This window comes from Halococcus sp. AFM35 (genome assembly GCF_051195015.1).
Taxonomy (GTDB): domain Archaea; phylum Halobacteriota; class Halobacteria; order Halobacteriales; family Halococcaceae; genus Halococcus.
The window spans coordinates 127,870-140,876 of record NZ_JBNTJU010000005.1 but is presented as its reverse complement, the minus strand read 5'-3'; the positions used below and the strand labels follow the sequence as shown (position 1 = coordinate 140,876).

8 protein-coding genes and 1 tRNA gene are annotated in these 13,007 nt (G+C 63.7%); 8 read left to right on the top strand and 1 reads right to left on the bottom strand.

All coding sequences use genetic code 11. The annotated features are described in order from the left end of the window. Window positions 1–204: 204 nt before the first annotated feature. The gene (locus ACQUQO_RS05905; protein WP_435077037.1) at window positions 205–2,310 is read left to right on the top strand and encodes a right-handed parallel beta-helix repeat-containing protein; all 2,106 of its coding nucleotides are present in this window, start codon (window positions 205–207) and stop codon (window positions 2,308–2,310) included. 122 nt (window positions 2,311–2,432) lie between these two features. Next, window positions 2,433–4,208 (top strand): asparagine synthase-related protein, encoded by a 1,776-nt coding sequence (locus ACQUQO_RS05900; RefSeq protein WP_435077036.1) that lies wholly within the window; start codon window positions 2,433–2,435, stop codon window positions 4,206–4,208. A 70-nt stretch (window positions 4,209–4,278) separates the two neighbouring features. Here the strand turns inward: ACQUQO_RS05900 and ACQUQO_RS05895 are convergent. Further along, window positions 4,279–4,351, bottom strand: a tRNA-Asp gene (locus tag ACQUQO_RS05895). 227 nt (window positions 4,352–4,578) lie between these two features. On the opposite strand from ACQUQO_RS05895, the gene ACQUQO_RS05890 reads away from it, so the two are divergent. Genes ACQUQO_RS05890 through ACQUQO_RS05865 form a run of 6 tightly spaced genes read left to right on the top strand, consistent with a single transcriptional unit; the run spans window position 4,579 to window position 12,805 of the window. After that, window positions 4,579–4,809 (top strand): DNA-directed RNA polymerase subunit H, encoded by a 231-nt coding sequence (locus ACQUQO_RS05890; RefSeq protein WP_435077035.1) that lies wholly within the window; start codon window positions 4,579–4,581, stop codon window positions 4,807–4,809. After that, complete coding sequence (locus tag ACQUQO_RS05885; protein WP_435077034.1) at window positions 4,809–6,368, top strand: DNA-directed RNA polymerase subunit B''; 1,560 nt, start codon at window positions 4,809–4,811, stop codon at window positions 6,366–6,368. Before ACQUQO_RS05890 ends, ACQUQO_RS05885 begins: the two co-directional genes overlap by 1 nt. 1 nt (window position 6,369) lies before the next feature. Further along, window positions 6,370–8,205: a DNA-directed RNA polymerase subunit B gene (rpoB, locus tag ACQUQO_RS05880; RefSeq protein ID WP_435077033.1), complete on the top strand. Its 1,836-nt coding sequence runs from the start codon at window positions 6,370–6,372 to the stop codon at window positions 8,203–8,205. Between the two features lie 20 nt (window positions 8,206–8,225). After that, window positions 8,226–11,180, top strand: a complete 2,955-nt coding sequence (locus tag ACQUQO_RS05875) for a DNA-directed RNA polymerase subunit A' (RefSeq protein WP_435077032.1) — start codon at window positions 8,226–8,228, stop codon at window positions 11,178–11,180. Beyond that, window positions 11,173–12,354 (top strand): DNA-directed RNA polymerase subunit A'', encoded by a 1,182-nt coding sequence (rpoA2, locus tag ACQUQO_RS05870; RefSeq protein WP_435077031.1) that lies wholly within the window; start codon window positions 11,173–11,175, stop codon window positions 12,352–12,354. Before ACQUQO_RS05875 ends, rpoA2 begins: the two co-directional genes overlap by 8 nt. A gap of 31 nt (window positions 12,355–12,385) precedes the next feature. Next, window positions 12,386–12,805, top strand: a complete 420-nt coding sequence (locus tag ACQUQO_RS05865; RefSeq protein WP_435077030.1) for a NusA-like transcription termination signal-binding factor — start codon at window positions 12,386–12,388, stop codon at window positions 12,803–12,805. Window positions 12,806–13,007 lie beyond the last annotated feature (202 nt).

Here is a 13,007-nt window from a genome sequence, read left to right as displayed (position 1 = left end):
TGTGACGGTCGTTACCGTGTCATGCCACCGACTACCACTCGCGCACGCTGGCCGGTCTCGGCCCCGTCCAGAGCATTTTTACAGCTATTTCGAAATCGCATTTATGTCGATTCGAGACGAAACGCCGTCTATACTGGTTAAAAAATACGTAAGCGTAACTAACTAGCCAGAAGCGGTATTTTACGAATGCCTAATGAGCAGACGATGCCACGCGACGGAGCGGACACCAATAGCGGTAGCACAGAGAAGCGTTTCAAACCGAGCCGCCGGTCGTATCTCAAGGCCGCCGGTGCGGCCGCCGTGTCGGTCCCGCTGCTCGCTGGGGAGGGGGCGGCGGCGACCGAACGCCACGGCATCAGTTTCGATACGGTCGTGGACATGGTCGACGACGCTGGCGCTGACCCGAACGGCAACGAGGCGTGTGACGACGCACTGCAGTCGGCCGCCGGCAGCGACACCCTCCTGAAGTTCCCGTCGGGCACCTACAAACTCGCCGAGGAAAACGCCCTGAACGGCTACAGCAACTTCGGTATCGTCGGCGAGGGCGACGTCACGTTCAACGTTCCCGACGACTCGACGGACAAGGTCATCAACATCAACTACGGCACCAACGTGCTCGTCGAGAACGTCACCGTCGACCACGGCAGCGCCACCCCAACCGTTCAGGTCGCACCGGACGACGGTCTCGAAGTCCACGGTCTCGAAATGCTCGGCCGCGGTATCGGGCCGGCGACCAGCGGCGACGCGCCGAACGCCTTCAACCCGATGGTCCGTTCGTCGGGCGGCGAGGGGATGGTCGAGAACATCACCCTCCACAACGAGGGCCGCATGGGCGCGTACTCGCGCACCGGCGTCTGGATCGGCGAGACGAACAAGGGCACCATCACGATGCGCAACTGCAACGTCGAGGGCTTCTCGGGCAACGGCGTCTACGCCAGCCGCACCCCCGGCGTCGTCAAGGTCGAGGGTGGCGTCTACAAGAACAACGACGTTTCCCAGGTCCGTATCGGCAGTTCGGGCAGCTACGTCGATGGTGCGACCGCAGAAACCGACCTCTCGGAGAGTCGCTCGCCGAACCCCGACGAGATGCTCAACGGTTCGGGCATCCGCCTCGAAAGTGACCGCGGCGGTTCGGGTGCGGAGATTCGAAACTGTGACGTCCGCGTCGGCCCGGAAGTCAACGCCGACGGCGGGATTCAGATCTTCTCGAACTACGAGAACTTCACTATCGAGAACACGCGCGTCGAGTACAACACGCAGGGCTACTCGATTCGTGCAAAGGGTGCGGACAACCCCGAAAACGGTGGCGGCACGTTCAGCAACGTGAGCGTCACCGGCGACGCGACCGATTGGGTCGGCGTCCTCATCGAGGACCGCTACGACACCACCGTCGAGAACTGCTGCATCCAGCAGACCGGCAGCGGTCGGACGGGTCTCGCACTCGACAACTGCGACGGCAGCACGGTCAAAGACTGCACCATCAACGCCGGCGCACAGGCGCTGCGCATCCGCAACGGCGACGTGAACGTCAGCAACATCGAAAAGAGCGGCACCTGTCCCGCGCCGAACCTCTCGTCGTCGGGCTACGACGGCTCCTCGTCGAGTTCGGACAGTTCCAGTTCGAGCGAGTCCTCGTCGGGTTCGAGTGAGGACTCCAGCTCCGACGACTCCAGTTCCGACTCCTCCAGCGAGGACTCGGGTTCGAGCGAGTCCGCCTCGGATACCAGTGATGATTCGTCCAGCGACGATTCGTCGAGCAACGCCGACGGCGCGGGCTCCGACGACGGGCTGAGCGGCAACATCGACGAGTCCGACGTCCCCGAGCCGTCCGGCAGTGCGAACTTCGTCGTCACGGACACCAGCACGGAGGGCGGACGCATCCCCTACGAGGTCCAGACGAGCGGCGACATCGACAAGACGGGCACCGGCGGTGCGACCAAGGACGACAACGACGAGGTTTCGGGCAACAGCGCCGACGGCGGCGTCAACGAGTGGCGCGACGCCTACGAGTACGAGGGCGAGATCGTCTCGCTCGAAGTCGACGACCGCGCGACGATCAAACTCGACGGCGACGCCGGCACCATCAAGGTGATGGGCGACAACGAGAGCGGCACGAGCTACTCGCTCGAAGTCACCGGGAAACTCAAACACACCAACGATTCGTCCGACCCGATCTCCGACGACGGCAGTTCGGTCTCGGGCGGCGTCGGAACCTTCCGCGACACCTACAGCTACACCGGCAAGCTCGTCCAAGCGTCAATCGAGGACTCGGTCTCGATCACCACCAACCCCGACACGCTCGACGAGTAACGCTCTCGCACAAACAACCAATATCTTTGATATTTTTTGAATAGCCGTTCTAACTGCACGTTTCGCACGTCTCATCGGCTATCGGTACCGTTATCCCTCACGGCTCATACCCAGTATGTAACATGACTGGTATAGTCGGCGGAACGGTTGCCGACGCGGTGTTGGGCGAGTTGGAAGGGGAACTCCACGAGGAGCCGTGGTATGGCCGCGAGCGCTTCGCGTTCGACGGCTGTTCGCTCGCGCTCGTCCACCACGGCGAGCGCGATACGGCCGGGCGGCTGACGTGGACCGACGGCGAGCGCGCCGCCGTGGTCCACGGGGCGATTTCGAACCGCGACGAGCTGGGGATGGACGAAGACGAACTGTTCGAGGCGCTGTTCGCGGACCCCACTCGCCTGTGCGCCCGGCTCGACGGTCCGTTCGTGGTCGCAGCCGTCGATGGCACAGGACGAGTGATTCTCGGTACCGACCGCCTCGGCACGCGCCCGTGTTACTATCACGCCGACGATGGTGTCCGGTTCGCGTCGAGCCTCACGCCCCTGCTCGCGGGTATCGACGACCCGGAAGTGGACGAGCAGGCGGTCGCAGACATGCTGCTCATGGGCACCGTCTGGGGCGAGAAGACGCTCGTCGAGGGAATGCAGAAGTTGCCGCCGGCGACCGTCCTCGAATACGATGGCACGCTCTCGACCGAGCGCTACTGGTCGCCGTCGTTCGATGCGCTCCCCGATGATGGCTACCTGCCGGGTCTCGTCGAGCGCTATCGCACGGTCATCGGCGATATGGCGACGACGATGGACGACGAGGTGGGGCTGTGGCTCTCCGGTGGACTGGACAGCCGGACGATGGCCGCCGAACTCGCCCGCCACGCCGGCCACGAGTTCGGTAGCTTGGAGACCTACACCTACGACGCGAACCCGACCGGCGGCGGCAACCCCGAACTCGCCGGCGAGGTCGCCGCACATCTCGACCTCGACATCGACTTGGTCGAGCTGACGCCCGAGTTGCTCCTCGACCGTCTCGGCGAGGCTGTCGACCTCACCGACGGGATGCTCCGCTGGTCGGCGTTTCTCAACCTCCTCTCGGTCTATACGCTCCCGGAATCGCATGCAGGGGTGCTCCTCGAAGGGGCCGGACAGGGCGAACTGATGGGTCACCACCTGCGCCGCCATCATCTCACGGGGACGGACTCGCCCATCGAATCACTCTATTGGAGCGAGGCGATGGTCGACAACGAGAGCGCTGCTGCACTCCTCGATGCCGACGTCGACCCCCTCCAGTCGCTCGTCGACACGGCCGAAGAGAGCGAGCGAGCGACAAAGAAAGGAACCATCCTGGAGGCGCATTTCGACAACTACTACTCCCGCGTGACGCTCGCGAGCAACGCGATACCGCGCAGTCAGGCCGGCACGCGCGTCCCGTTCGCCCATCGGGACTTCCTCGAATACACGGCGCGGCTCCCGCTGAAATACCGCATCCGAACGATTCCCTTCACCGGCGGGAAGATTCCCTACGGCATGACGCCGGCGAAGCTCGCGCTGACGGCAACCCTCGACGCCGACCTCGCGGACATCCGCTACGAGCGCACCGGCGTCGCGCCGAAATACCCCTATCCGGTCCACGTCGCCGGCTTTCTCGGCACGACCGCGTTCACCCGCCTCGCCGGCGGCACCAGCTACGGCGGGCGCAGCGTCCCCGACGAGTGGTATCGCAACCACTCAGGCGTGCGCGAGTTCATCGACGAGTTGCTCGAAGGCGCATGCGAACGCTCCTTTTTCAATGGTGAGGAGGTTCGACGGCTCCGCCGCGAGCACCTCACGGGCGAGGCCAACCACATGGTGACGTCGCTGGCGGCGATCACGACGCTCGAACTCTGGCTACAGCGTAACCTCGACTGAAATCCGGCTTCAGCACTCACTGCGCTTCGTTTGCTGTAAAATTCACTTATAACCCGTCGTCAGTAGAAAGCGCCCGAGGCGGGATTTGAACCCGCGTCATCACCGTGACAGGGTGATATGATGGGCCACTACACCACCCGGGCAGCACTCATTCGTACTCCGGAGACCGACTTAAGGGTTTTCAAACGATGCCGACCGCGGCGGTCCAAAACGCTATATTCCACGGCCGCATCGGGGCGGGCAAGCGCGGTTCCGCGACGGCCGTGCGGCCGGCGGCCGTTCGCGCTCGTCGGTAGCAACGCTTAAGTTCCCCTATCGTATAGGAACTGTAGTCTCTCGTGATAGCAACTTCTCCCCCGAATAGGTACACATGGTAGAGGTCAGCCAGCACACGCTCGTTCCCGAGCACAGCCTCGTCGAGGACGACGACGAAATCGACGCGCTGCTCGCGGAGTACGACATCAGTCGCACCGACCTCCCGAAGATAAAGCGCACGGACCCGGCGCTGCCCGACGAGGCGGCGACCGGCGACGTCGTGCGCATCGAACGGGACTCACGAACGACCGACCGCGCGGTGGTCTACCGGCTCGTCATCGAATAATGAACAGGGAAACCAGGCGCTCGATATCGAGGGAGTATTTCTCCCGGGAACGGCTCGCAGAACACCATTTCAGTTCGTTCAACGCCTTCCTCAACGGCGGCATGCAGCAGGTCGTCGACGAGAAGGAGACAATCGACACGGACATCGGCGACAAGGAGGGCGAGGAACCCGTCTTCGTCGAACTCGGCGACGTCCGCGTCGTGACGCCGCGCGTCCGCGAGGCCGACGGCAGCGAGGAACGACTCAACCCACAGGAAGCGAGACTCAGAAACATCACTTACGCCGCGCCGGTCTTCATGGAGATGGCGGTCGTCGTCGGCGGCGAGGAGGAAGAGGAACGCGTCGTCGACACCACGGAAACCCAGATCGGGCGCATGCCCATCATGGTCGGCTCGGACAAGTGCAACATCGCCGATGCCGGCGAGGAGGAACTCATCGACCTCGGCGAGGACCCCGCCGACCCCGGTGGGTACTTCATCGTGAACGGCTCCGAGCGCGTGCTGATGACCAGCGAGGACCTCGCGCCGAACAAGATCCTTGCCGAGTACGACTCGAAGTACGGCGACGAGATTCAGGTCGCCAAGACGTTCAGCCAGCGCCGTGGCTACCGCGCGCTGGTGCTCTGTGAGCGAAACCGCGAAGGGATTCTCGAAGTCTCGTTCCCGAGCGTCTCGGGGAGCATCGACTTCGTGACCCTCGTGCGGGCGCTCGGTCTCGAATCCGACGAGGAGATCGTTCATCGAGTCTCGGACGACCCGGAGGTCGTGAAGTTCATGCTCGAAAACCTCGAAACCGCCGACGTGCAGACCGAGGAGGAGGCCATCGAGACCCTCGGCGAGCGCGTCGCCTCCGGGCAGGGCAAGAACTATCAGCTGAAGCGGGCGAACTACGTCATCGACCGGTATCTGCTGCCCCATCTCCACGAGGAGGGCGTCGAGGACGAGGAAACACGCATCAACAAGGCGTTCTACCTCTGTCGGATGGCCGAAGCCTGCTTCGAACTCGCCCTCGACAGACGCGAGGCCGACGACAAGGACCACTACGCGAACAAGCGGCTGAAGGTCTCGGGCGACCTGATGACCGACCTGTTCCGCACGGCGCTGAACAAGCTCGCCCGTGACGTGAAATACCAGCTGGAGCGGGCGAACATGCGCAATCGACAGCTATCCGTGAACACCGTGGTTCGGTCGGACGTTCTCACCGAGCGGCTCGAACACCCAATCGCAACGGGCAACTGGGTCGGCGGTCGTTCTGGAGTGTCCCAACTCGTCGACCGCACCGACTACATGGGTGTCCTCTCGCACCTCCGTCGGTTGCGCAGTCCGCTCTCGCGGAGCCAGCCACACTTCGAGGCGCGGGACCTTCATGCTACTCAGTGGGGACGCATCTGTCCCTCCGAGACGCCGGAGGGACCGAACTGCGGACTCGTAAAGAACTTCGCGCAGTCGATGGAGCTATCACAGGACGTCGAGGACGAACGGGAACTCAAACGCGAACTGTCCTCGATGGGGGTCGAAGGCATCCCCGGCATCGAGGGCGTCACACCGAGCGCAGATTGATATGAGCAGCCAAAGCCAAGGACGCGACGCGAAAGTCTATGTCAATGGTAGTCTGGTCGGCACGCACGCCGACCCCGAACAGCTCGCCACCCAAGTCCGGCAGGCACGCCGGCGCGGTGACGTCGGCCGAACCGTGAACGTCTCGGTCAAGGACGGGACCAACGAGGTCATCATCAACGCCGATGCCGGGCGTGCGCGCCGACCGCTCATCGTCGTCGAAGAGGGCGAACCGCTCATCACCGAATCGGAGGTCGAGTCGCTCACCGAGGGCGACACCGAGTTCGAAGAGCTGGTCGAGCGGGGGTACATCGAGTTCATCGACGCCGAGGAGGAAGAGGACATTCTGGTGGGTGTCGACGAGGAGGACCTCACGGAGAATCACACGCATCTCGAAATCGACCCACAGCTCATCTTCGGCATCGGCGCGGGGATGATTCCCTATCCCGAGCACAACGCCAGTCCGCGCATCACGATGGGCGCAGGGATGATCAAGCAGTCGCTGGGATTGCCGAGCGCGAACTACCGGATTCGCCCGGACACGCGCCAGCATCTGCTGCACTACCCGCAGCTCTCGATGGTGAAGACGCAAACTACGGAACAGATCGGCTACGATGACCGGCCGGCGGCCCAGAACTTCGTGGTCGCGGTCATGTCCTACGAGGGATTCAACATCGAGGACGCCCTCGTGCTCAACGAAGGGTCGGTCGACCGGGCGCTGGCGCGCTCGCACTTCTTCCGGACCTACGAGGGTGAAGAACGCCGCTACCCCGGCGGGCAGGAGGACCGATTCGAAATCCCAGACGACGACGTGCGCGGCGCGCGTGGCGAGGAGGCCTACACCCATCTCGACGAGGACGGGTTGGTGAACCCCGAGACCGAAGTCGACGAAAGTGCTGTGCTGCTCGGGAAGACCAGTCCACCGCGGTTCTTGGAGGAGCCGAACGACATGGGCGGTCTCAGCCCGCAGAAGCGCCGCGAGACGAGCGTGACGATGCGCAGCGGCGAATCGGGCGTCGTGGACACGGTGACGCTGATGCAGGGCGAGGACGGCTCGAAACTCTCGAAGGTCTCCGTGCGCGACGAGCGCATCCCGGAACTCGGCGACAAGTTCGCCTCCCGGCACGGCCAGAAGGGCGTCGTCGGCCACATCGCGCCACAGGAGGACATGCCCTTCACTGAAGAGGGCGTCGTGCCCGATCTGGTCATCAATCCGCACGCGCTGCCGTCGCGGATGACCGTCGGCCACGTCCTCGAAATGCTCGGCGGCAAGGTCGGCTCGCTCGAAGGCCGCCGCGTCGACGGGACCGCCTTCACCGGCGAGGACGAGGAGGAACTGCGTGGCTCGCTCGAAGAGCACGGCTTCGATTCCAGCGGAAAGGAAATCATGTACTCCGGCGTGACAGGGGAGAAGATCGACGCCGAGATCTTCGTCGGGACCATCTTCTATCAGAAGCTCTACCACATGGTCTCGAACAAGATTCACGCCCGCTCGCGTGGACCGGTGCAGGTACTGACGCGCCAGCCAACCGAAGGCCGTGCCCGCGAGGGTGGCCTGCGAGTGGGCGAGATGGAACGCGACGTCCTCATCGGTCACGGCGCGGCGATGGCGCTCAAAGAGCGCCTGCTCGACGAGTCCGACAGGGAGTTCATCTACGTTTGCGGCGAATGTGGCATGAGCGCGGTCGAGAACGTCGAGCAACGCCGGGTGTACTGTCCGAACTGTGGCGAGGAGACGGACATCCACGAGATAGAGATGAGTTATGCCTTCAAGCTCCTGCTCGACGAGATGAAAGCTCTGGGAATCGCCCCGCGACTCGAACTGCTGGATGCGGTCTAATCGCGACTAACAACCAACACATGAGCACCAACGCAACACCGAAAGAGATCGGCGCTATCGACTTCGGGCTGATGAACCCGGAGGAGTACCGCGACATGAGCGCGACGAAGATCATCACCGCCGATACCTACGACGACGACGGCTATCCCATCGACATGGGGCTGATGGACCCCCGCCTCGGGGTGATCGACCCCGGACTCGAATGTAACACCTGCGGCCAGCACTCGGGGTCCTGTAACGGCCACTTCGGCCATATCGAACTCGCCGCGCCCGTCATCCACGTGGGCTTCACGAAACTCATCCGGCGGCTCCTCCGGGGAACCTGCCGTGAGTGTTCACGCCTGCTGCTCGACGAGCACGAGCGCGACGAGTTCGCCGAGCGCCTCCAGCGGGCGCGCGACCTCGACGACGACGTCAACGACGTGACGAAGGCGGCCATCCGGCAGGCCAGAAAGGCCGACCGGTGTCCGTACTGCGGCGAGGAGCAGTACGATGTCCAGCACGAGAAGCCGACGACCTACTACGAGGTTCAGGACGTGCTTGCCGCCGAGTACCCCCAGCTCATCGCCGAAGCGATGCAGCCCGACGAAGAGGAGGACCGGCCGGCGACCTCACCACAGGAACTCGCCGACGCGACGGACATCGACCTCTCGCGCATCAACGAGATTCTGGGCGGGGAGTTCCGCCCGCGCGAGGAGAGCCGGGAGGCCATCGAGCGCGCGCTCGATGTCGACCTCTCGGAGGAGGACCTCAACAAACTGATGCCGAGCGACATTCGAGATTGGTTCGAGAACATCCCCGACGAGGACGTCGAAGTGTTGGGCATCAACGCCGAGCGCTCGCGGCCCGAATGGATGATTCTGACCGTCCTCCCTGTTCCGCCAGTGACGGCACGGCCCTCCATCACCCTCGACAACGGCCAGCGGAGCGAGGACGACCTCACGCACAAACTGGTCGACATCATCCGCATCAACCAGCGCTTCATGGAGAACCGCGAGGCGGGTGCGCCCCAGTTGATTATCGAGGACCTCTGGGAGCTGCTCCAGTATCACGTCACGACGTTCATGGACAACGAGATTTCGGGGACGCCGCCGGCCCGCCACCGCTCCGGCCGCCCTCTGAAGACCCTCAGCCAGCGCCTGAAGGGCAAGGAGGGTCGCTTTCGGGGGAGTCTCTCGGGCAAGCGCGTGAACTTCTCGGCGCGAACGGTCATCAGCCCGGACCCGACGCTTTCCCTGAACGAAGTGGGTGTGCCCGAACGGGTCGCAAGCGAGATGACCCAGACGATGATCGTCAACGAACAGAACGTCGAGGAGGCACGCCAGTACGTTCGTAATGGCTCCGAGACCCATCCCGGTGCGAACCGGGTGATTCGACCCGATGGCAAGGTGATGAAAATCCTCGACCAAGCGAAGGAGGAACTCGCCGAGCGCATCGAACCCGGCTGGGAGGTCCAGCGCCACCTCACGGACGGGGACATCGTTATTTTCAATCGCCAGCCGTCGCTCCATCGGATGTCGATTATGGCCCACGAGGTGGTCGTGATGCCGTACAAGACCTTCCGGCTGAATACGACCGTGTGTCCCCCGTACAACGCCGACTTCGACGGCGACGAGATGAACATGCACGCCCTCCAGAACGAGGAGGCCCGTGCGGAGGCGCGGGTGCTGATGCGCGTCCAGGAGCAGATACTCAGCCCGCGCTTCGGCGAGAACATCATCGGCGCGATTCAGGACCACGTCTCGGGAACGTATCTCCTGACCCATGACGACCCGGCGACCGGTGGCGTTCCACGGTTCAACGAGACCCAAGCGCTCGACCTGCTCCGGGCGACGGGCGTCGATACGCTGCCCGAACACGACGGGGAGGACGAACAGGGTAAGCCATACTGGACCGGCCGAACCATCTTCTCCGAGCTCCTGCCGGGCGCGCTCGACCTCGAATTCACGAGTTCGACCGGCGACACCGTGCTCATCGACGAGGGCGAACTCATCGAGGGCACGGTCGACGAGGACGCCGTTGGAGCCTTCGGCGGCGAGGTGGTCGACACCATCGTCAAGCAGTACAGCGAGACGCGCGCCCGCGTGTTCATCAACGAGATCGCCTCGCTGGCGATGCGTGCCATCATGCACTTCGGCTTTTCCATCGGTATCGACGACGAGTCGATTCCCGACGCAGCCGAAGCCCAGATCGACGAGAGCATGGCCAACGCCTACGAGCGTGTCGAGGAACTCATCACCACCTACGAGAACGACGACCTCGAAAGCCTGCCCGGGAGAACGGTGGACGAGACCTTGGAGATGAAGATCATGCAGACGCTCGGGAAGGCCCGTGACTCGGCGGGCGACATCGCTGACGAGCACTTCGACGAGGACAATCCCGCGGTCATCATGGCCGAGTCGGGCGCGCGTGGGTCGATGCTGAACCTCACGCAGATGGCCGCCTGCGTCGGCCAGCAGGCAGTACGCGGCGAGCGCATCAACCGTGGCTACGAGGGCCGTACGCTCTCTCACTTCGAACCCGGCGACCTCTCGGCGGAGGCCCACGGCTTCGTCGAGGACTCCTATCGGAGCGGACTCACCCCCCGAGAGTTCTTCTTCCACGCGATGGGCGGTCGGGAGGGGCTGGTCGATACGGCGGTCCGCACCTCGAAGTCGGGCTACCTCCAGCGCCGGCTCATCAACGCACTCACGGAACTCGAAACCCAGTACGATGGCACGGTTCGAGACACGAACGACAACATCGTCCAGTTCGAGTTCGGCGAGGACAACACCAGTCCGGTGAAGGTCTCCTCGGGCGACGACAACGACATCGACGTCGACGCAATCGCCGACAGCGTGCTCGCCGCGGAGTTCGAGGACGACGGCGCAGCGTTCGTCGACCGGGCGACGAATCTCTCGGAGAGCGCCGACGACCGCATGGACCGTGACCAGCCGAGTTCGCCAATCGACGTCCCGGAGGTGGGCGATGACTGAAATCAGCAGTGAGATCGAGAGCGCGGTCGAGGGGACCGACCTCCCAAAGCGACTCAAGGACGACGTCTACGAGAGTATCGAAGAGCGAGACGTCACCGACGAACAGGCGGCGTCGATAGCCGAAGCCGTCGAATCGCGCTATCTCGACACGCGCGTGGACCCGCTCGACCCCGTGGGGACCGTCTCCGCGCAGTCGATTGGCGAGCCGGGAACGCAGATGACGATGAACACGTTCCACTACGCGGGCGTCGCCGAAATCGACGTCACGCAGGGACTACCACGGCTCATCGAACTCGTCGATGCCCGGAAGACGCCCGACACGCCGATGATGACCGTCTATCTCGACGACGAGTACGCCGAGCAGCGCGAGAAGGCCCACGAGGTGGTCTGGAACATCGAGGCCACCCGGATTCTGGCCCTCGGCGACGTCTCGACGAACGTCGCGGACATGCTCGTGCAGGTCAATCTGAACGAGCAGACCCTCGACGAGCGGATGATATCCGCCGAGGAAGTCGCCGAAATCATCGAGGACTCACTCGGCGTGGAGGTCACCCAAACCGGGACCACCGTCGAGTTCGGTCCCGAACAACCGAGCTATCGCCGGTTGCTCCAGCTGGTCGAGGAACTCCGCGAAATCGTCTTCAAAGGTATCGAAGAGGTCTCGCGGGTCGTCATTCGCAAGGAAGAACTCGACGACGGCGAGGAGTTCGTCCTCTACACCGAAGGGTCGGCCTTTGGCGACGCACTCGACATCGAGGGCGTCGACGCCTCGCGGACGACCTGTAACAACATCCACGAGGTCTATCGGAATCTGGGCGTCGAGGCGGCCCGGGAAATCATCATCGACGAGACGATGAACACCCTCGAAGAGCAGGGACTGGGCGACGTGAACATCCGCCACCTGATGCTGGTGGCGGACATCATGACCGCCGAGGGGACCATCGAATCCATCGGTCGCCACGGCATCTCGGGCAACAAGGACTCCGTGCTCGCGCGTGCGGCCTTCGAGGTCACGGTCAATCACCTGCTCGACGCGGCGGTCCACGGCGAGGTCGACGACCTCAATGGTGTCACGGAGAACGTCATCGTCGGCAAACCCATCAAGCTCGGTACCGGCGATGTCGACCTGCGGATGGGCGGTGCGACCACCGACGGTTCGGGCCGCGCGGACTAGACCCGTTTCGACCGCAAACTCCATTTTCACCATGCGCGTCACGCTTTCGGATACCGCACTCCGACACATCACGCTGTTCGAAGACATCACGGGGGTGGACGCCGTCGACTGTCTCGTCGACGACGAACGCGTCGTCTTCTTGGTGGCCGCCGGTGAGATGAGCGACGCCATCGGTCCCGACGGCGCGACCGTCGAACAGGTCGAGGGCCGCCTCGGCAAACGCGTCTCGCTGGTCGAAAACGCCGACACGCCGGAGCTGTTCGTCGCCAACGCACTCGCACCCGCGGTGGTCCACAACGTGACCATCAGCGAGAACTCCTCGACGGTGGCGTACGCCGAAGTCGACCGCGCGGACACGGGCATCGCCATCGGGCAGGACGGCGAGACCATCGAGACCGCCCGCCGGCTGGCCGAACGCCACCTCGGCATCGACGACATCGAACTGGCCTGAATCGAGCACTCTGGCTTGTTGTTGGAAAGCCGATGTTTCAGTGTTCTGCCGCAACGCTGCGAGAACTGACGACAATGAGTGGCCACAACCGCCCCGCCTGCCCACATTCCTCCCCAGCCGATTCGCTCACTCGCTGTGCTCGTTCGCTCATCCCTCGCGCGAGTCGTGCGCTCCACGCACTCCCGCGCGCCATCGCTGCTGA